Origin of the sequence: Dongia soli, assembly GCF_034044715.1 — a bacterium.
GTDB lineage: Bacteria > Pseudomonadota > Alphaproteobacteria > Dongiales > Dongiaceae > Dongia_B > Dongia_B soli.
Genome location: NZ_JAXCLW010000002.1, coordinates 251,361 through 272,279, shown reverse-complemented (window position 1 = coordinate 272,279; position 20,919 = coordinate 251,361). Strand labels below are relative to the sequence as shown.

13 protein-coding genes and 2 riboswitches are annotated in these 20,919 nt (G+C 59.4%); of the genes, 5 read left to right on the top strand and 8 right to left on the bottom strand.

Annotated features, from left to right (window positions below):
* Positions 1-2 precede the first annotated feature (2 nt).
* The 3 genes from SMD27_RS07815 to putA all read right to left on the bottom strand — a co-directional run bounded on the left by SMD27_RS07815 (position 3) and on the right by putA (position 6,895).
* Positions 3-1,610, bottom strand: coding sequence for a carboxyl transferase domain-containing protein (locus tag SMD27_RS07815; RefSeq protein ID WP_320507808.1), 1,608 nt, complete (start codon positions 1,608-1,610; stop codon positions 3-5).
* A 42-nt stretch (positions 1,611-1,652) separates the two neighbouring features.
* Complete coding sequence (locus SMD27_RS07810) at positions 1,653-2,804, bottom strand: isovaleryl-CoA dehydrogenase (RefSeq protein WP_320507807.1); 1,152 nt, start codon at positions 2,802-2,804, stop codon at positions 1,653-1,655.
* A gap of 212 nt (positions 2,805-3,016) precedes the next feature.
* Complete coding sequence (putA, locus tag SMD27_RS07805) at positions 3,017-6,895, bottom strand: trifunctional transcriptional regulator/proline dehydrogenase/L-glutamate gamma-semialdehyde dehydrogenase (RefSeq protein WP_320507806.1); 3,879 nt, start codon at positions 6,893-6,895, stop codon at positions 3,017-3,019.
* A 218-nt stretch (positions 6,896-7,113) separates the two neighbouring features.
* On the opposite strand from putA, the gene SMD27_RS07800 reads away from it, so the two are divergent.
* Positions 7,114-8,121, top strand: coding sequence for an aldose epimerase family protein (locus SMD27_RS07800; RefSeq protein ID WP_320507805.1), 1,008 nt, complete (start codon positions 7,114-7,116; stop codon positions 8,119-8,121).
* 5 nt (positions 8,122-8,126) lie between these two features.
* Here the strand turns inward: SMD27_RS07800 and SMD27_RS07795 are convergent, their stop codons facing one another.
* The 5 genes from SMD27_RS07795 to metE form a co-directional block, all read right to left on the bottom strand.
* Entirely contained in the window at positions 8,127-9,536 is a 1,410-nt protein-coding gene (locus tag SMD27_RS07795) for a GH1 family beta-glucosidase (protein ID WP_320507804.1), read from the bottom strand.
* Between the two features lie 79 nt (positions 9,537-9,615).
* A complete protein-coding gene (locus tag SMD27_RS07790) occupies positions 9,616-10,707 on the bottom strand; it encodes a 2OG-Fe(II) oxygenase (RefSeq protein WP_320507803.1) in 1,092 nt (363 codons plus the stop codon).
* A gap of 118 nt (positions 10,708-10,825) precedes the next feature.
* On the bottom strand, positions 10,826-11,833 hold the full coding sequence (locus SMD27_RS07785; protein WP_320507802.1) for a magnesium transporter CorA family protein: 1,008 nt from the start codon (positions 11,831-11,833) through the stop codon (positions 10,826-10,828).
* Positions 11,834-12,170: 337 nt separating this feature from the next.
* Positions 12,171-12,569, bottom strand: coding sequence for an acyl-CoA thioesterase (locus tag SMD27_RS07780; protein ID WP_320507801.1), 399 nt, complete (start codon positions 12,567-12,569; stop codon positions 12,171-12,173).
* 115 nt (positions 12,570-12,684) lie between these two features.
* The gene (gene metE, locus SMD27_RS07775; RefSeq protein ID WP_320507800.1) at positions 12,685-14,982 is read right to left on the bottom strand and encodes a 5-methyltetrahydropteroyltriglutamate--homocysteine S-methyltransferase; all 2,298 of its coding nucleotides are present in this window, start codon (positions 14,980-14,982) and stop codon (positions 12,685-12,687) included.
* Positions 14,983-15,256: 274 nt separating this feature from the next.
* Positions 15,257-15,470, bottom strand: a riboswitch (cobalamin riboswitch).
* 90 nt (positions 15,471-15,560) lie between these two features.
* On the opposite strand from metE, the gene SMD27_RS07770 reads away from it, so the two are divergent.
* From SMD27_RS07770 to SMD27_RS07755, 4 genes are all read left to right on the top strand, one after another.
* Positions 15,561-16,577 (top strand): ArsR/SmtB family transcription factor, encoded by a 1,017-nt coding sequence (locus tag SMD27_RS07770; RefSeq protein ID WP_320507799.1) that lies wholly within the window; start codon positions 15,561-15,563, stop codon positions 16,575-16,577.
* Complete coding sequence (metF, locus tag SMD27_RS07765; RefSeq protein ID WP_320507798.1) at positions 16,574-17,440, top strand: methylenetetrahydrofolate reductase [NAD(P)H]; 867 nt, start codon at positions 16,574-16,576, stop codon at positions 17,438-17,440. The genes SMD27_RS07770 and metF overlap by 4 nt, the downstream gene beginning before the upstream one ends.
* A gap of 45 nt (positions 17,441-17,485) precedes the next feature.
* Positions 17,486-17,710, top strand: a riboswitch (cobalamin riboswitch).
* A 108-nt stretch (positions 17,711-17,818) separates the two neighbouring features.
* The gene (locus SMD27_RS07760; protein ID WP_452094319.1) at positions 17,819-19,816 is read left to right on the top strand and encodes a ribonucleoside-diphosphate reductase subunit alpha; all 1,998 of its coding nucleotides are present in this window, start codon (positions 17,819-17,821) and stop codon (positions 19,814-19,816) included.
* Positions 19,807-20,919 (top strand): ribonucleotide-diphosphate reductase subunit beta, encoded by a 1,113-nt coding sequence (locus SMD27_RS07755; protein WP_320507797.1) that lies wholly within the window; start codon positions 19,807-19,809, stop codon positions 20,917-20,919. The genes SMD27_RS07760 and SMD27_RS07755 overlap by 10 nt, the downstream gene beginning before the upstream one ends.

Here is a 20,919-nt window from a genome sequence, read left to right as displayed (position 1 = left end):
CATCACATCCTGAAAATGCCGAATTCCGTCCGTTCGATCGGCGCATTCAATGTCGCCGCCAAGCCAAGCCCCAGTACCGACCGGCTCTGTGCAGGATCGACCAAACCATCATCCCAGATGCGGGCGCCGGCATAATATGGATGGCTCTGGCGCTCATATTGCTCGCGGATCGGCTGCTTGAACGCATCTTCCTCCGCCGCCGGCCAATCCTGCCCCTTGGCGGCGAAATTGTCGCGCTTCACCTGGGCCAGGACATTGGAGGCCTGTTCGCCACCCATGACGGCGATGCGGGCATTAGGCCACATCCATAAGAACCGCGGATCATAAGCACGCCCGCACATGCCGTAATTGCCCGCACCGAAAGAACTCCCGATGAGCATCGTCAATTTCGGCACCTTGCTGCAGGAAACCGCAGTCACCATCTTAGCGCCGTCCCTGGCGATGCCGCCGGCCTCATGTTTCTGACCGACCATGAAGCCGGTGATGTTCTGTAGGAAGATGAGCGGCACACCGCGCTGGCTGCAAAGCTGAATGAAATGGGTTGCTTTCAGCGCGCTTTCCGAAAAGAGGATACCATTATTGGCAATCAGGCCGACCGGATAACCCCAGAGCCTGGCAAAGCCGCAGACCAAGGTCTCCCCGTAGAAGCGCTTGAACTCATCGAACCGGCTGCCATCTGTCACCCGGGCGATGATTTCGCGGACATCATAGGATTTGCGCGGATCGGCCGGGATGATCCCATAGATCTCCGTCGGATCGTAGATCGGCTCTTCTGGCCTGGCCTGTTCAAGTGCCCTCGGCTTGTGCCGGTTGAGATTGCCGACGATTTGCCGGGCGATTGCCAGAGCGTGACGGTCATCTTCCGCATAATGATCGGTGACACCGGAGACGCGGCAATGGACATCGGCGCCGCCCAGCTCCTCTGCCGTGACGACTTCGCCAGTGGCCGCTTTCACCAGCGGCGGCCCCGCCAGAAAAATCGTCCCCTGGTTCTTGACGATGATGCTTTCATCCGCCATCGCCGGCACATAGGCGCCACCGGCCGTGCAGGAGCCCATCACGACGGCGATCTGTGGAATGCCGGCGGCGGATAAGGTGGCTTGATTGTAGAAAATGCGGCCAAAATGTTCCCGGTCCGGAAAGACGTCGTCCTGGTTCGGCAAATGGGCCCCGCCGGAATCGACCAGGTAAATGCATGGCAAAGCATTCTGTCGCGCAATCTCCTGTGCCCGCAGATGCTTTTTCACCGTGATCGGAAAATATGTGCCGCCTTTTACCGTCGCATCATTGGCAACGATCATGCATTCCTGACCCCAGATCCGGCCGATGCCGGTAATCAAGCCCGCGCAAGGAACTTCATTGTTATAAAGCCCATAGGCTGCCAATTGCGACAATTCGAGAAATGGCGAACCCGGATCCAGGAGCTCACGGATACGGTCTCGGGGAAGCAGCTTGCCGCGGGCAATATGCCTGGCACAGGCAGCTTCGCCGCCGCCATTCTGCAATCGCCCCACCAGCTGCCGTAAGTCATCCACCTGTTTTCGCAGGATCTCTGCATTCTGTCGAAACACCTCGCTTCTGGCATCGACCTGACTGCGGATCACCGACATACCGGCAATTGCCTCCCCTGAAATGGCATAACAACGGCGTTCTCAATGGGTATTATTGAACAGTTCCCTGCCAATCAGCATGCGCCGTATCTCACTGGTGCCGGCTCCGATTTCATAGAGCTTGGCATCACGCAGCAATCGCCCGGCGGGATAGTCGTTGATGTAGCCATTCGCCCCGAGGCATTGGATTGCTTCCAGTGCCATCCAGGTCGCTTTCTCGGCACAATAAAGGATGACGCCGGCGGCATCCTGGCGCGAAGTTTCGCCCCGGTCGCAAGCCTGGGCGACGGCGTAGCAATAAGCGCGGCAGGCACAAAGCGTCGTGTACATATCGGCGAGCTTTCCCTGCATCAGTTGAAAAGTGCCGATGGGCTGGCCGAATTGCTGCCGCTGATGAACATAAGGCAGAACGATATCCAGGGCCGCCTGCATGATGCCAAGCGGGCCTGCCGATAGCACGACCCGCTCGTAATCCAAGCCGCTCATCAGGACATTAAGGCCACGGCCTTCTTCCTGAAGGATATTTTCAGCGGGCACTTCACAATCCTCGAAAACGAGCTCGCCGGTATTTGATCCCCGCATGCCGAGCTTATCCAGTTTCTGCGCGACCTTGAAACCCGGTTTGTTGGTTTCCACGATGAAGGCGGTGACACCCTTGCTGCCCGCCTCCGCGTTGGTTCTGGCATAGACGATGATGACATCCGCGTCGGGGCCGTTGGTGATCCACATCTTGGTGCCGTTGAGGAGATAGCGATCACCACGCCGATCCGCGCGCAGTTTCAACGCGGCGATATCGGAACCCGCATTCGGTTCGCTCATGGCGAGGGCGCCGATCTGCTCACCCGAAATCAGCTTGGGCAGGTATTTGCGTTTCTGCGCTTCACTGCCATTACGCTTGATCTGGTTGACGCAGAGATTGGAATGCGCCCCGTAGGATAAGCCCACCGAGGCGGAAGCGCGGCTGAGCTCCTCCATCGCCAGCACATGCTCGAGATAGCCCATGCCAGCGCCGCCATACGCTTCCTCGACCGTCAGACCAAGGAGACCAACTGCGCCCATCTTGCGCCATAGATCGGCCGGGAAGTCATTTTGCCGGTCGATATCGGCAGCTCGCGGCGCCACTTCCGCAGCGGCAAACGCCCTGACCGTATCCTGGAGCGCACGCGCCGTTTCACTCAGGTTGAACTCCAGCATCGGCCATCTCCGTACCGCTCGCTGCCGCCCCACCGGTTGACGTTCCGGAACCGCCAGTAGGCGGCCAACTGAGTCTCGTTAACAGAAAGAATAACACCGTCTTGCCGGCTGAGGCAAAGCAGGTCACTTCCCTGCCCTGGCCTGGCAAGCCTTGAAAGAAAAGAGCGGTTCCATCGCTGGAACCGCTCAGAAAATTGCGCCTATCTCTCCGATCAACCGATCGTCATGAGGCTGGCATTGCCGCCTGCGGCAGCGGTGTTAGTACTGACTGAGTGTTCGTGTACAAGCCATTCCAGCCCGTAATCCTCGGTTTCGGCCGCCAGCGCTTCGCGGCTTATGCCGTAAACCGGCACGATCTGCCCGGATTTCTGTGCGATTTCCTGGCTGACGCTGTGAAGCGTATCGCTATCACCCTCGAAGAGCACGACATCGAATTCATCCGTGGCGAGGTCGGATAACCGTCCCATCCGGGCACGCAGGGCTTGCGGCAAGTTGCCAAGCACCCTTTGAACATCATCCGGCGCGGAAATCAGGACGCGGTTGCCAGTTGCAAGGGCAGCGCTGATCTGCCTCAGCAATCCTGACTCGCTCTGCGCCATGCAGAGCACCGTACCGCGCGGCGTCAGGCCATAGACGTTCCGCTCGCCCACCGGCCCGGGGAAATCAAGCACGGCGTCCAGTGGCGTCAAGCTGGCATAATGTTCACTGACCGCCGCCTCGGTTGCTTTATCCTGCTGCCGTAGCCAGTCCGACCATTGCCGGACAAAATCGGTCGACTTACCGCGTGTCAGCGGACCGTCAAGGGGCGGTTGCGCCCCAAGCAAGCGGCGCAAATAAAGCGGCCCGCCCGCTTTCGGTCCCGTGCCGGAGAGGCTCTGCCCGCCAAAAGGCTGCACCCCGACCACGGCACCGATGATGTTCCGGTTCACATAGATATTGCCGGCTCTGATCTTATCGGTGACCCTGGCGATGCTTTCGTCAATACGCGTATGAACACCGAAGGTCAGCGCATAGCCGGTCGCATTGATACCGGCGATCAAGTCGTCCAGTCCATCGCGCTCATACCGCAGCACATGCAACACCGGGCCAAACACTTCGCGCTTCAATTCGCCGATATCCGCAATTTCAATGATCGTCGGCGGCACGAAGGTACCGAGGCTGCAGCTTTCAGGAAGCGCAAGCTGATGAACCTTGTGGCCGCTGGACCGCATGGTGTCGATATGCTTGTTGATGTTGTCCATCGCTTCCCGGGTAATCACAGGGCCCACATCCGTTGACAGGCGGTCTGGGTTACCGACCGACAGTTCCGCCATCGCCCCTTTCAGCATGGTCATCACCCGGTCGGCGACGTCTTCCTGGATGCAAAGCACCCGCAAGGCCGAACAACGTTGCCCTGCCGAATCGAAGGCTGACGTCAGCGCATCGGCGATCACCTGTTCCGGCAATGCCGAGGAATCGACAATCATCGCGTTCTGCCCACCCGTTTCGGCAATCAGCGGGATCGGCTTGCCGTCAGGGCTGAGACGGCTGGCCAATTGCCGCTGGATGAGGCGGGCGACATCGGTCGAGCCGGTGAACATGACGCCCCGTGTCCGTCCATCGCCAACCAGCGCCGCACCGACCTCGCCCGCACCGGGAACGAGTTGTACCGCCCCGGCCGGCACCCCTGCTTCATGCAGGATTTGTACTGCTTGGGCCGCAATCAGCGGTGTTTCTTCCGCGGGCTTGGCCAGCACCGGATTGCCGGCAGCCAGCGCCGCCGCGACTTGGCCGGTGAAGATCGCCAGGGGAAAATTCCACGGGCTGATGCAGACCACGGGTCCCAACGGCCGATGCGTGTCATTGGAGAATTTCTCGCGGACTTCAGCGGCGTAATAACGAAGGAAATCGACCGCCTCTCGCACTTCGGAAATCGCATTCGATAAGGACTTTCCCGCTTCACGAACGATCACGCCCAGCAGCATCGGCATCCGCGCTTCCATCAGGTCCGCCGCACGCAGCAGGCATGCAGCCCGATCTTCCGGGAGCGTGGCTTGCCAGATCGGCGCTGCAGCCATTGCGTGGGCCATGGCCGCATCGATCTGTTCCGGCGTCGCGTCAATCACCTGCCCGACCAGGTCGCGATGGTTGGCCGGGTTTCTGACCTCGCGCGGCGTGCCGTCCTGCGGGCCATCCCCCAGCAATGGCGCCGCACGCCAGGAGCTGTCAGCACCGGACAACAAGGCGGCCGAAAGAGAGGCCAGACGTTGTTCGTTCGAAAGATCCAGCCCGGCGGAATTCGGCCGCTTATCGCCGAAGAGATCGCGCGGAAGTGCGATCATGGCATGGGGCGCACCGATCGGCTGAGAAGCCCGCACCAGCTCGACCGGATCGGCAATCAGATCGTCGATGCGGATATTGGCATCGCCGATGCGGTTGACGAAAGAGGTGTTCGCACCGTTTTCCAGCAATCGGCGCACCAGATAAGCCAGCAGGGTCTCGTGCGTGCCGACCGGCGCATAGATACGGCACGGTCGATTGAGCTTCTCGCGGCCGACGACTTCTTCGTAAAGCGGCTCCCCCATGCCATGCAGGCATTGGAATTCATATTGGCCGACATAGAAGTTTTCCCCGGCCAAGGCATAGATCGTGGCCAAGGTCTGTGCATTATGCGTGGCGAATTGCGGGAAGACCGCATCGGGCGCCGTTAGCAGTTTGCGCGCACAGGCAATGTAGGAAACATCGGTGTGCACCTTTTTTGTATAGACGGGGAAACCTTCCAACCCGTCCACCTGGGCCCGCTTGATTTCGCTATCCCAATATGCGCCCTTCACCAGACGTACCATCAAGCGATGTCCGCTGCGCCGCGCCAAGTCGATAATGTAATCGAGCACGAAAGGCGCACGCTTCTGATAGGCCTGGACGACGAAGCCGATGCCGTTCCAGCCAGCCAGTTCAGGCGCGAAACACAAGGCTTCCAGCAGGTCCAGTGAGATTTCCAGGCGCTCGGCTTCTTCGGCATCGATATTCAGGCCGATATCATAGCTGCGCGCCAGGATGGCGAGCGCCTTCAGGCGCGGCAGCAATTCCGAGATCACGCGGTCATATTGCAGGCGGGAATAACGGGGATGCAGCGCCGAGAGCTTGATGGAGATGCCCGGTCCTTCATAGATACCGCGCCGCCCCGATGCCTTGCCGATGGCATGGATGGCTTGCTCGTAATCCCGGTAATAGCGATCGGCGTCGGCCGCCGTTGCCGCCGCTTCTCCCAGCATGTCATAGGAATAGCGGAAGCCCTGGCCCTCCAGTCTCCGGCTGTTGGCCAGCGCTTCGGAGATCGTCTGACCAGTGACGAATTGTTCGCCCATCATCCGCATGGCGATATCGACGCCCTTGCGGATCAGGGGTTCACCGCCACGGCCGATCAGCCGCGTCAAGGCTGCGGAAAGGCCAGATTCACTCGTCGTGGAGGTCAGGCGGCCCGTGACGACGAGCCCCCAGGTGGCGGCATTTACGAAAAGTGAGGGGCTGCGACCCACATGAGATTCCCAATCGCCGACGCTGATCTTGTCGCGAATGAGCGCATCGCGTGTGGCCTTGTCCGGAATGCGCAGCAGGGCCTCGGCGAGGCACATCAGGGCGACGCCCTCCTGGCTCGACAGAGCATATTCGTGAATCAGCCCCTCGACGCCACCGCGCTGGCCTTTTTCCCGCAACGCTTCGACCAGACGCCGTGCCAGGGTCTGGGCCGCATTGGTGACGGATTTCGGAAGGGTCGCTTCAGTCACCAGGAAAGGCAGGCATTCTTGCTCCGGCCGGCGATAGGCCGAGGTGATCTTGGCGCGAAGAACCGTTTGCGGTTGCACCGTCTGGGCAAATTCCAGGAACGGCTGGGCCTCTGGCGGGTTTGCATGTCCATCGACCACGTCCAGAGTGCCCCGATCATCACCGGGCCCGCCGGTGATATCTTCACCGCGCTCTAGGCGTTCCAGGGTTAGGATAATGGATTGCTTGATCAACCAATGAGGCGAGCGTCCCTGACGTTCTGCCGCTTCCTTGAGACGGGCCCGCAAGCCGTCGTCAATCTTAACGCCAATCGTGGTTGTAGCCATGGAGAGTATCCTAAACAGTCTGGTTGCGACTTTCTTATTACATGGGTTGCGACTCATTTGAAAGCTTTGCGACGAAGGTGCAACCCCCTCTACAAAATTGAGACCTACCGGCGATTAGCTTCAAGCGTAGAAATAAAATTCTTTTAAAACAAGTCGTTATATGTTTATACTCAAGTTTCACAGCATCGTTGAAGCGCGGTACACGGAGGCAGTGAAGCATGGCAATCCGCAAATTTGGGACCTTGCCGGACGGTACGCGGATCCAAGAAATCGATATCCAAGCGGACGGAATTTCAGCATCGATCATTTCCTGGGGCGCCGTCATCCAGAAATTGGTGCTCGACGGATCACATTCTGTCGTCCTGGGTTTCAACTGCCTGGAACACTATCTAGCCCATTCTCCCTATTTTGGTGCCCTGGTGGGTCGTTGCGCCAACCGCATTGCCCATGGCCGGTTCGATCTGGATGGTGTCACCTACCAATTGAGTTTGAATGAGGGTGGCCGCACCCATCTGCACGGAGGCCTGCAAGGCTTCGCCCATCAAGCCTGGCAGATCGATGAGATGGCAACGGATATGGTGTCGCTGCGGCTTCGATCGCCGGACGGCGCCGAGGGCTATCCGGGGCAGGTGGAGGTGACCTGCCGGTATCAACTCGCCGACCGCCGCCTCGTCATCACGCTTGAAGGCCGGACTGACCGCCCGACGATCCTTAATCTCGCGGGCCATAGCTACTTCAACCTGGAGGGGACGGGGGACACGCTCGGCCACCTGCTGGAGATCCCGGCGAGCTATTATACGCCGGCGGATGAACGCCTGATCCCGACCGGCGAAATCGCCACGGTCGAGAACACCCCCTTGGACTTCCGGAAAGAACGGCCCGTCCTGCATTCCACCGCAAGCGGGCGCTTTGCCTATGACCACAATTTCGTCATTGGCCGGGCGCCGTCGGCAGAGCCGCGCCTGGCCGCACGCCTCACCGGCCCCGCGACAGGCATCTGCCTGGAAGTGTGGTCTACCGAGCCCGGACTGCAGTTTTACGATGCGGGCAAATTGAATGTTCCGGTGCCAGGTCTCAACGGCGAGATCTATGGTCCGAATGCCGGCTTATGCCTGGAGGCACAGCGTTTTCCCGATGCCATCAATCAACCGAATTTTGGCAATGTCATTCTGAGGCCCGGCGAAACTTACCGTCAGGTCACGGAATACCGATTCTTCCAAGCCTGATAACCTCACCCATTGCTCGCCATCACCCGGGACAACCAGTGATAGGACGCTTTCGGCAGTCGTTCCTGGGTCGCGAAATCCACATAGACCAGGCCGAAGCGGCGTCGCGTTCCCTCCGCCCATTCGAAATTGTCGAGCAGTGACCAGGCGAAGAACCCTTTTAATTGGCAGCCCTGCTGCATGGCTTCCTGCGCCGCCAGCAGATGCCGATGCAAAAAGCTCACACGCCGTGGATCATCGACCTGATTGTTTTGCGGCTTCGGGTCGATATAGCAGGCACCGTTTTCCATGACATAGACCGGCGGGTTGCCGTAATGGCCTTTAAGGTCAGTCAGGATTTCAAACAGGCCAGCCGGTTCCACCGGCCAGCCCATGGCCGTGGTTTCCGTGCCTGCCGGTAAAGGACCGAAATTCGCGCGATCGAGAATGCTATTGGGATCGTCGACCACATGGGCACGGCTGTAATAGTTGATGCCAAGGAAATCGAGCGGCTGATGGATCATGGCCAGATCGTCGTCTTTAATCAAAGGCGCAAAGGCCTCGGCAAGGCCTCCCGGATATTGTCCCAAGATCAGCGGATCGAGATTGGCCCGGTTCCAGAGCGCATCGAAACGGCGCGCGGCTTCTTCATCTGCCGGCCGGGTCGAGGCAGCCCGGACCGGTTGAAGCGAAATGACGGTTCCCAACCGCAAGGACGACCGTTCCGACCGCAAGGCGCCAATGCCCTTGCCCTGGGCCACATTCTGATGATGTTGGGCAGCCAAATAGTTGTTCCAACCGGTTAGCCCCGGCGCATGGCTGCCGATTGCATGTCCGAAAATGGCGTGCACATTGGGTTCGTTGAACATGGCCCAATGCGGGACCCGGTCACCCAGCCGATGCGCGACGATCCTGGCATAATCCGCGTACCAATCGGCAATCGCACGATTGGTCCAACCGCCGAGATCCTGCAAGCCCTGCGGCAGGTCCCAATGATAGAGGCATACCCAAGGCGCAACGCCCTTCTCCAAAAGGGCATCTACCAACCTGTCATAGAAATCCAATCCGCGCTGATTGATCGTGCCTCTGCCACGCGGCAGAACCCGCGGCCACGAAACGGAGAAGCGATACGCCTTGAAGCCTCCTTGGGCCAGCAGGGCAACATCCTCGATATAGCGATGGTAATGGTCGCAAGCGACATCACCGTTCTCGCCAGTCACGATGCGTCCGGGTTGATGGGAGAACGTATCCCAGATACTGGGCCCACGTCCGTCTGCCGTAACCGCGCCCTCGATCTGGTAGGCGGAGGTGGAAGCACCCCACGTGAAATCCGGCGGAAATTGAGGCTCCGGCATGGCTGCCAAGGCTGCCGGCAAACCCGCGAACGGCACCGTCGCCATACCGAGGCTTCCCGCGAGAAACTCCCGTCGCCGCATCTCCCCTCCTCGATCACTTACCCGCTTAGATGGCAATGCTCCGGCGCACAGGCAAGTCTGCACCCATGCGACCTTTTCGCTAATTGCGCAGGAAAGACAGCAAGGTAAAGCGCTGGCCGCGCGTCACTGGCAATGCTTCGTGCAGCAAGGAACAAGAAAAGAGAATGGCACCCCCGGCGGGCGGGCTATAAAGATGATTGCCATATTCCGGGAAGATCAATTCGCCGCCGTCGTAGTCGTCAGTATTGAGGTTGAGCGTCAGGGCAAAGCGCCGATCTTCGGTGCTTGGCGTCTGATTATCGCGGTGGCGGCGGAAATAGTCGTTACGCTCCGCGTCATAGCAAGTGATGATGAAGCGATCAAACTTGAACCGGGTAAAATTGAAAGCCCGGTCCAGTTCAGGCGCGAGGCGTCTGCCAATCACGCCGATTAGCGACCTCAATACAGCCATATCGGTGATCGGGTGATCACGCCGGCTTTTGACCGCTTTATGCACGCGTTCGACCTTGGCGCCGGCGACAAGGGAATTCACTGTTCCCTCTTCATGCCCCAGCACCTCCCAACGCTCAATCAAGGCACGACAGTCTTCGGGCGACAAGACATTGGGCACGATCAAGACTGGCGCGAAATTCGAGAGGCGGCGTCCTTCTTCCGGCACCGGCTCGCGACGCCAACGTTGTAATGACCAGGCGGAAAGATCACCATCACCGGCGAGATCGACAATGCGCTGCTGACGATCGAGCAAAATGGTGACTGGCTTGTTTCCGGCCTTGCCGGTCATCTCGCGTAGCTGCTGGCGGATCTTGCCAGCCGGGTCGGCAAGAATGGTGAAGTCGGCACCCAGCCGCTCAGCCCGAGTGGCGACATCAGCTTCAGATCCCCCCAAAATCGCCATGCGGTCCAGGGCAGCCGCATCATAGTCCTTTGCCGCAGCAGTCAGCTGCCGGATCAATTCGTCATCAGGATCGCAAAATAGCGCGATCGCATTGCCTTTTGCGCGCTCGATGAAGGACCGCACAGCGCCCGATTGATCTGGCAAAAAAAAGTTCGGAAACCGGTCGCCGGCGCATAAAGCGACAGGCGGCAGGAATTGGTAGGCTTCGATCGCCTTTTTTCGCTGCTGATCGGCGATAGGTAAGGAAGTGCCGATTACCGGTTGGTCGTCATGCATTTACTGGCTACTCAACATAGCTGTCATCGCCGCCATCATGCGGTGTTTCAGCCATGAATGCCAGTGCCGGCATATCCGGTTGCAATGAAGCCGGCAAAGCCTCATCGCAACCGGAAGGTCACAGCCAGCCGCGACGACGGAAATACCAGAAGGGCAAGACCGCCGACATGATCATCAGCCCGATCGCGAAGGGGTAGCCGAGGCTCCAGGTCAGCTCCGGCAGAATCTTGAAATTCATGCCATAGATGCTGGCGATCAGGGTCGGCGGCAGGAAGGCTACCGACGCCACCGTGAAAATCTTCACGATGTTGTTCTGTTCGATGTTGATCAGGCCGAGTGTCGCGTCGAGCAGGAAGGTGACCTTGTTGGCCAGGAAATTGCCGTGCTCGGTGATGGAGGCGATATCGCGGGACAGCGTCTTCAGCCGGGCCTGCGGGTTCTTCTTCAGCCGTGACTGGGTGGACAAAAAGAGGGTCAGCCGGTGCAGGCCCAGCAGACTTTCCTTTGCCTTGGTCGCGAGATCCGCCGCACGGCCAAGCTGACGCAAAATGTCCTCGAAATCCTCGCCCGCCGCGCCGGTACGGCGCCCTTTGCGGAAGACGCGCAGCGAGACGGATTCCAGATTGGCCGTCGTCGCCTCCATGATATCGGCGAGCCGGTCGACCACCTGCTCCAATATGCCAAGCAGCACCATGTCCGGGCTGGCCGTCAAGCCGGATACCCGCTCGGCTCGGCGGGCAAAGGCCTGGATCGGCACGGGATTGACATATCGCAACGTGACCAAAGTCGTGCGCGTCAGGATGAAGGTAACCGCCGAAGTTGCCGGCGCCTCCGTCGAAGAATTAAAGAGAACCGGTGCCGTCATGAAGAGCACGCCTTCTTCTTCATAAAGGCGGCTGGACAGCTCGATCTCTTCCATTTCTTCCCGGGTGGGGATTTCCAGGCCGAGGCTCTTCTCCACGGCGGCGATCTCCTCCATCGTCGGGCTCAGCATATCAATCCAGACGGGTACGGGTGCGGCGACGACCGAGGTTTCGGTGCCGGTCGCGGGTGCTGCGTTGCCTTCGCCGCTGGCGCCATCGCGCGCGGCGTCCAACGCCCGGTTGCGGAATTTATTCAGGACCATGGCCCCCTCCTCAACATATTTTGAGCGGAAGGGCGCCTCAGTCGACTGGCGATCAGAGCGGCGTTAGAACCGCTTCAGAGCGACGAGCACGACCGACGCCGTCCCGCGGACGGTTTCGATCAACCTAGATCGACTTCGTGGTTCGTCTTTCATCGCTTCTTTCCGGGAGTCGTGAGGGACACCGCTCCGTCCCAGCTTTTCACAGGGGTGAACCGGTAATCCTTTTGGTTTCCTACGCCTGGGCATTAAAGGAGTCAACTAGGGAAGGTTGTAACGGTTTCATGACAGCCATACGGGCGCCACGCGGCAAGCCCGGCGGCGCCCACCCCCCCTTGGTTTATTCGGCCGGAATGGCCTTCGGCCGCCGGTCGACACCGATCGCTACGTAAGTGAATATCCCCTCAGTCACCTTGATCGGGTCATCGCCGATGCCACGACGTACCCAGCTTTCAATTTTAACCGTAACCGAGGTGTTGCCGACCTTCATTACCTGTGCGTAGCAAGATAGCTCATCCCCGACAAAAACCGGGCGCCGAAAGGTCATGCTGGTCACGGCCACGGTCGCGACACGTCCCTTTGCCCGCCGGATCGCCGCCGTGCTGCCGGCCAAATCCATTTGCGACAACAGCCAGCCACCGAAAATGTCGCCCTGCGGATTGGTATCCGCCGGCATCGCAATCGCTCGCAAGGCAGGCTCGGATGTTGGTAAGGTTTCGACCGGATTTTGATCCGCCATTCTGTAATCCTTATTATCAAGACGCCCTATCGGCGCCTCACTCATATCACGGCCGTATGAAAAAAAACCGCCAGCGAATACTGCTGGCGGTGGGGATCGTTACGCTTGGAGCGGGTTATTGTGCCGCCGTCAATTTGCTCTCTGCGCGGAATTGCCGGGCCGCCGCAACCATGTTGGCCAGAGCCGGCCGAACCTCTTCCCAGCTTCGCGTCTTCAAGCCGCAATCCGGATTGACCCAGAGCTGATCGGCCGACAAATGCTGCGCCGCCTTGGCCAGGAGAGCGAGGATCTCCTCACGGCTCGGGCAACGCGGTGCATGGATGTCATATACGCCAGGTCCGATCTGGTTGGGATAGTGATAGCTTGTGAAGGCTTCCAGCAATTCCATCTTCGATCGCGCAGTCTCGATCGAAATGACGTCAGCATCCATACGGCCAATGGCATCGATAATGTCGTTGAACTCTGAATAGCACATATGCGTGTGGATTTGCGTCCGGTCGGCGACCCCGGACGTGGCGAGACGGAAACAGTCCACGGCCCAGTCGAGATAGGCATTCCAATCGGCACGGCGAAGCGGCAGGCCTTCGCGGATGGCCGGTTCGTCCACCTGGATGATGCCAATGCCATTGGCTTCCAGATCACAAACTTCGTCGCGCAGTGCCAAGGCAATCTGGCGGCAAACTTCGTCGCGTCCCAAATCGTCACGAACGAAGGACCATTGCAGCATCGTGATCGGACCGGTCAGCATGCCCTTGACCGGCCGCTTGGTTTGCGCCTGGGCATAGGTCGTCCAGGCCACTGTCATCGGTTGCGGGCGCGCAACATCGCCGAAGATGATCGGCGGACGGACGCAACGCGAGCCATAGCTTTGCACCCAGCCATGCTTGGTAAAGGCGAAGCCTATCAACTGCTCGCCGAAATATTGCACCATGTCATTGCGCTCGAACTCACCATGGACCAGCACGTCGAGGCCGATTTCTTCCTGCCAGCGAATGGCCGCCTCGGTCTCTTTACGCAAGAAAGCCTCATAATCCGCATCGGAGAGCTGGCCGCGCGCATGGGAAGCCCTGGCCTTGCGGACAGCTTCGGTTTGCGGAAAAGAGCCGATTGTCGTGGTCGGCAGTGCCGGCAGGGATAATTGCGCCTGCTGGAGTCGCCATCTGTCAGCGAACTCGCTCCACCGCCGTCTTTGCGCGGATGTCACATCGGCCAAGCGATCGCGCACTTGGCGATTGCGTGTTTTAGGCGAAGCACGGCGCAGCGCCAAGACGCGCCCCGCTTCTGCCAGTTTATCCTGCGCCCCCTCCCCCGTGCCGCTCAGCACTTGAGCCAGTGCGCCCAGTTCGCCCAGCTTCTGGACGGCAAAAGCCAACCAGGATTTCACATCGGCTTCGAGGTCTTGTTCCAGGTCGAGATCGATCGGCACGTGCAGAAGCGAACAGGACGGGGCGAGGATGAACTTGTCCGCGCCGCGCGCTTCGATCACCGGACGCAGCTTTTGGGCCCACTCCTCTAGATCGTTCCGCCAGACATTGCGCCCGTCGATGATCCCCAGCGACAAGACGAGATCGGCGGGAGCCATCGCCGTGACGAGCTCGAGTTGTTCGGGTCCACGGACGAGATCGAGATGCAGACCCGCTATGGGCAGGCGCAAGATGGTGGAAAGATTGTCGTCAAGACCGCCGAAATAAGTGGTCAGCATGATTTTGAGTTTCGGCGCCACCGCCGTGAGCTGGTCATAAGCCGTGCGGAAAGCGGTACGCGACCGGTCGTCGAGGTCGAGAACCAAGGCTGGCTCATCAATCTGCACCCAGTCCGCTCCCGCAACGGCCAAATGGCGCAAGATTTCCGCATAAACCGGCAGCAGCTCGGGCAGGAGGATCAAAGGATCGAAGCCCGGCTCCTTGCTCTTTGCCAACTTAAGATATGTCACGGGCCCCAGCAGAACCGGCCTCGTTTCGATGCCAAGCGCCTTGGCTTCGAGAAACTCGTCCAGAGGCTTGGTCGATGCCAGGCAGAAAGCCTGATCGCGCGTCAATTCGGGGACCATGTAATGGTAATTGGTGTCGAACCATTTGGTCATTTCCAAGGCCGGCACAGCAGAGGATCCACGCGCCAGCGCGAAATAGGTCTCAAGCGGAACATCGCCACCTTCCCAGCCATAGATATCCGGTATTGCCCCAACCATCACGCTGGCATCCAGCACATGGTCATAGAGCGAGAAATCATTGCTGGGGATATACGTGACGCCTAAAGCCTTTTGCTGCTGCCAATGCGCCGCGCGCAATTGCGCCGCGCTATCCAGCAAAGCCTGGGCATCACTTTTACCGGACCAATAGCTCTCAAGTGCTGTCTTGAGCTCGCGATGCAAGCCAATGCGGGGAAAACCGAGATTAGCGACTTGAATAGACATGAGGACTCCCTCCGCGACCGCCGCTTCAAAGGGACGTACCGGTCGCAGCTATGAATGAGCGAAGTAAAGCTATTCGACGCGGCCGATATATCGGTCGGCACGCTAAGGTGGCGGCATCGAGGCCGGCCGGCCATTCGAAAATCGGTTCGTTGATCCGCTGATGAACATCGGCGCCCTCCAACAAATTGGAAGCATGGGCCGTGCAGACGCATGAAACGATCGGCGCAGGCGAAGCGCCTGCCATCACAAAGCGACTTACCGGGACACCCCGCCCGGCAACGTCTCGTGCACGGCAGGTCTCCTGGCTGACGACTCAACGCTGCTGATCATTTTTCCCCGAGTCCGCCTTCCCAATGCCCATCGGGCCATCGGTGGCATCGACCGATCAAAGCAGCTCATCGCTTACAGTTGCTGGGCAGCTCCGGTTTTCCGGATTCCCTCTTAGCCTCGGCATCAATGTCCGAGGAACCGTGGACAAACCCATGCTACGTCAACCCACCTTCAAGTCAAGGTGAAAATACATAATGACATAAAGATATCTTTATATGATGATGCATATGATCGTGACGGGAGGCTGAATGGACGACATTCTCAAAGGGTTGCGAGCGGCAGCGGAGCCCACGCGGCTGCGGATACTGGGGCTTTGCGCGCATGCCGAACTGACAGTCAGCGACCTCTGTGACGTTCTGGGCCAGTCCCAGCCACGCATCTCCCGGCATTTGAAACTGCTGGTCGAAGCCAATCTCCTGCAGCGGAATCAGGAAGGCCCCTGGGCCTGGTATCGCTTGCCCGAAGGGGGGGCTGGCAGTGAGATCGCCCGGCTGATCGTCGATTTGTTGCCGCCCGAAGATCGCCGCCATTCAATGGACCTAGAGCGTCTGGAATCGATCTCCGAAGGCTGGGCAACGCGCGTTGCTGATTACTTTCGCCAACATGCCGGCGACTGGGAGCATATCAGGGCTCTCCATACCGATCAGGAACGCGTCGACAAGGAGCTGATGGCCGCGCTCTCGGGAAGGCCGATCGCTAGCCTGCTCGATATCGGCACCGGCGCCGGCCATGTGCTGCTGCTGCTGGCCGCTCAAGTGCCGGCCGCGATCGGCATCGACCGCTCGCGCGAGATGCTCCAGGTGGCTAGGCACAATCTCTTTCGTGCCGGCCATCGGCACTGTCAGGTCCGGCAGGCCGATATGATGACCCTCCCCTTCGATAAAGAGAGCTTCGACGCCGTTACCTTGAATATGGTGCTGCATTTTGCTGACCGGCCGGATGCGGTGCTGGGCGAGGCCGCGCGGGTCTTGCGGCCCGGCGGCCAACTGGTCGTCGTCGATTTCGCCACCCACGAGCTCGTGGCGTTGCGAGAAGAACAGGCGCATCGCTGGCTTGGCTTCGGCGATAGCCAGATTGCGGACTGGTATCGCAAGGCAGGGCTGGTACCAAGCCGCCCTCGTCATCTGACCGGTGGCGAACTGACCGTCGTGCTATGGTCCGCCCGGCGCCCGGCAAATGATGCGATCGCAAGCGCTCCAGCATCGCCCAGGAAGCGGAACGCGAAAACCACCAAAACCGCTGCACCGAAAGGGAGGAGTGCATGAACAAAGCGGTCACCTTTTCCATCGAGATATTTCCACCGCGTGACGCCGCCGGATGGAATCAGTTCGACCAGACGCTCACCCGCCTGAAGAAGCTGCAACCCCGTTTCTGTTCCGTAACCTACGGCGCCGGCGGCAGCGCAAGGCGGGGCAGCGACATCGCGTTGGCACATGTCCAGCGACAGACTTCTTTGACCCCGGCGGCGCATCTTACCTGTGTTGCCCTGTCGCGTAACGAGACTCTCGACATCGCACGTCATTGGTGGGCCGAGGGTATCCGACACATCGTTGCCTTGCGCGGCGACATGGCCGAAGCCGGCACGCCCTTTCACCCTCATCCGGCGGGATACAAGTATGCCGCCGAATTGGTCGCAGCGCTGCGCGACCTAGCCGATTTCGAAATTTCGGTCGGTTGCTATCCTGAAATCCATCCGGAGTCGCACGACCGGCTGGCCGACCTCTTCAATCTGAAGCAGAAGTTGAATGCCGGCGCCATAAGGGCAATCTCGCAATTCTTTTTCGAGCCGGAGGTCTTTCTCCGCTTTCGGGATGCCGCTGCCGCCATCGGCATCCACCATCCCCTGGTTCCGGGTATCCTGCCGATCCTCGATTTCAACAAGGCCGCCGGTTTCGCCCGGCGATGCGGCGCCAGCATACCCAAATGGCTCATCGACCGCTTCGACGGGCTGGAAAACGAGTCGGATGCACGGGGGCAGGTCGCGGCCAGCCTTGCCGTCTCTATGTGCGAAAGGTTGATCGCAGAAGGCGTGCAAAACTTTCATTTCTATACTTTGAACCGCCCGACTTTGACCCTGGCGATTTGCCATGCTTTGGGTATCCAGCCGGCCTTGGAGCGGGCGGCCTGAACACTTGATGGCCAACAATTCGATTGAAATCCATCCAGTCTCTCTGCTACATCTTGAGAACACGGTTCTCTGGAAATCTACATCTAGAGCTAAGAGGGAAGACCGGTAAGTCGGCGATGACGAATCCGGCGCTGCCCCCGCAACTGTAAGCGGCGAGCTGTCGTCCAAATCAGCCACTGATGCCTTGGGCTATCGGCCAATGGCATTGGGAAGGCGGGACGAAGGCCAGAACCCGCGAGCCAGGAGACCTGCCGTGAACGATGTTTCGTCCCCGGGGCGGGGTGTCCTGTGGCCGCTTGCAGGTGTTGCCTTTCGGTACGCCTTTCGCATGCGACTCTCCGGTCAGCCTCCCGATTGCAGAACAAGAAGAGGCTACCGATGTCGTCCTTGCTCGCCTTTGACTTCGATCTCGACGGTCATCTCGTCCCGGAACCGGTGCGTCAGCCGCGCGCCAGCCAGGCATCGTCAAGACCGGCCGCTGCGAAGACGCCCCAGCAAATGCCGCCGTCCCTTTTCAATGATCTGCCCCTGGCGCCGCGCCCCAGCCAGCGCCACGCCCCGGTTCCCTTTCCGCTGGCCCAGCCCCCCAAGCCGTCAGACCTTCAGCTTGACCGGTCACGCGACGACTTGCTGACGCCTTTTGGCAAGGCGACCTTGCGCGATCGCTATCTGATGCCGGGTGAAAGCTATCAGGACATGTTCGCGCGTGTCGCCTGCGCTTTTGCCGATGACATTCCCCATGCCCAGCGCATCTATGATGCCGTCTCGCAGCTGTGGTTCATGCCGGCAACACCCATTCTATCCAATGGCGGTACGACGCGCGGCCTGCCGATCTCCTGCTTCCTCAATGCTGTTCCGGATTCGCTGGACGGCATCGTCCGGACCTGGAATGAGAACGTAGCACTCGCCTCCAGTGGTGGCGGCATCGGCACTTATTGGGGCCAAGTCCGTTCAATTGGCGAAGCCGTCAAAGGCAGTGGCGAGACCTCGGGTATCATTCCCTTCATTCACGTGATGGACGGGTTGACCCTGGCCATCAGCCAGGGATCGCTGCGGCGTGGCTCTGCCGCCGTCTACCTTGATATCCACCATCCGGAGATCGAGGAATTCCTGGAGATCCGCAAAGCCAGCGGTGATTTCAACCGCAAGGGCCTCAATCTGCATCACGGCATCAATGTGACCGACGCTTTCATGGAAGCAGTTCGCGACGGAAAGTCCTTTGCCCTGATCAGCCCAAAAACCGGCGAAACCATGCGCCATGTCGATGCGCGCCAATTGTGGCAGCGCATTCTGGAAACTCGCCTCCAGACCGGCGAGCCCTATCTCCTCTTCATTGATGCGGTCAATCGCGCGCTGCCCAAGCATCAGCGTGAATTGGGCCTCAAGGTCTCGACCTCCAATCTTTGCAGCGAGATCACACTGCCGACCGGCAAGGATCACCGCGACGAGGAACGCACTGCCGTCTGCTGTCTCGCCTCGCTCAATATCGAGACCTGGGATCAATGGAGCGAAAAGCCGGGCTTCATCGAGGATGTCTTGCGCTTCCTCGACAATGTGCTGACCCATTTCATCGATGTCGCACCGGACACTATGTCCCGCGCCCGCTATTCGGCGATGCGCGAACGCTCGGTCGGACTCGGCGTCATGGGTTTCCACTCATATCTGCAGGCCAATGGCATCCCCTTCGAAAGCGCGCTCGCAAAGTCGATGAACTTCCGCATCTTCAACAAGATCCGGCGGGCCGCCGATGCCGCCTCCGTCTCGCTTGCAGAAGAACGCGGCCCCTGCCCCGATGCGCTCGAACGCGGCATGTCCGCCCGCTTCAGCCATAAACTGGCCATCGCACCGACCGCATCGATCAGCATCATCTGCGGTGGCACCAGCGCCTGCGTCGAGCCGATCCCGGCCAATATCTATACCCATAAGACCTTGAGCGGCGCCTTCGTCGTGCGTAATCCGCATCTCGCCAAATTGCTGGCAGAGAAGGATCTCGACGTGCCGGAAATCTGGCAGTCCATCATCGAGCATGAAGGCTCGGTCCAGCATCTGGAATGCCTGTCGGAAGATGAAAAGGCCGTCTTCCGTACGGCCTTCGAGATCGATCAGCGATGGATCATCGATCTCGCCGCCGACCGCGCGCCTTATATTTGCCAGAGCCAGTCGCTTAACATCTATCTGCCGGCCAATATCGATAAATGGGATCTCCATATGCTGCATTGGACGGCCTGGAAGCGCGGCGTAAAGAGCCTCTATTACTGCCGCTCCAAATCGCTGCAGCGCGCCGCTTTCGCTGGCCAATTGGAGAAAAAGAACGAAGGCATCGCTTTGACCACACCGGAGCGGGCCGATTACGAGGAGTGCCTGGCATGTCAGTAATCGATGGCAAGACCGATCCGCGCAGCCTGATCGGCAAGGGAACGATCGGCCTTCTCAATGCAACCGGCACCTATGATGTCGAACGCTATCCGTGGGCGTATGACTTCTGGAAGCGTCAGCAGCAGATTCATTGGATGGGGGAGGAAGTTCCCCTCGGCGGCGATATCAAGGACTGGGCATCGGATCGCGTAACAGACACGGAACGCAGCCTGCTGACCCAGATTTTTCGCTTCTTCACGCAATCCGATGTCGAGGTCAGCGACAATTACCTGAAGCGCTACATCCCGATCTTCCAGCCACTGGAAGTGCAGATGATGATGGCCGCCTTCTCCAATATGGAGACGGTGCATATCGATGCTTATGCCTTGCTGCTGAAAACGCTCGGCATGCCGCAAGCCGAATTTGCTGCCTTCCGCGATTATGAGCAGATGCGTGCCAAAGCGGATTACATGCACACCTTCGGCGTCGGCACGGTGGCAGATGTCGCCCGCACCTTGGCGATGTTCGGCGCCTTTACTGAAGGCATGGCGCTGTTTGCCAGTTTCGCTATGCTGCTCAACTTCCCGCGCCATAACAAGATGAACGGCATGGGCCAGATCGTGTCCTGGTCCGTGCGTGACGAGAGCCTGCATTGCGAAGGCGTCATCCGCCTATTCCATGAATGGAACCGCGAGACGGGAGCGGTCACCCCCGCAGTGCGCGACGATATCATCGATGTCGCCCGGACCATGGTCACATTGGAAGAGCGCTTCGTCGAATTGGCTTTCGGCCTGGGCAAGATCGAGGGCATGACGCCGGAAGATATCTCCGCCTATGTTCGCTATATCGCCGACTGGCGCTTGAGCCAATTGAAGCTGACGCCTGTCTTCGGCTATTTCGCCAAAAGCGAAAGCGGCTATCAGCAGCTAAAACCGCATCCCCTGCCCTGGCTGGTCGAAATCCTCAACGGCGTCGAACATGCCAATTTCTTCGAGCAGCGCGCCACGGAATATTCCAAGGGCGCCAGCCGCGGCAGCTGGGATGGCGATGACGGCGTCTGGGCGCATTTTGAAAAATTTTATGCGACGGACCGGCAGGATAGTGGGAGCCTGCCTTCGACGTGA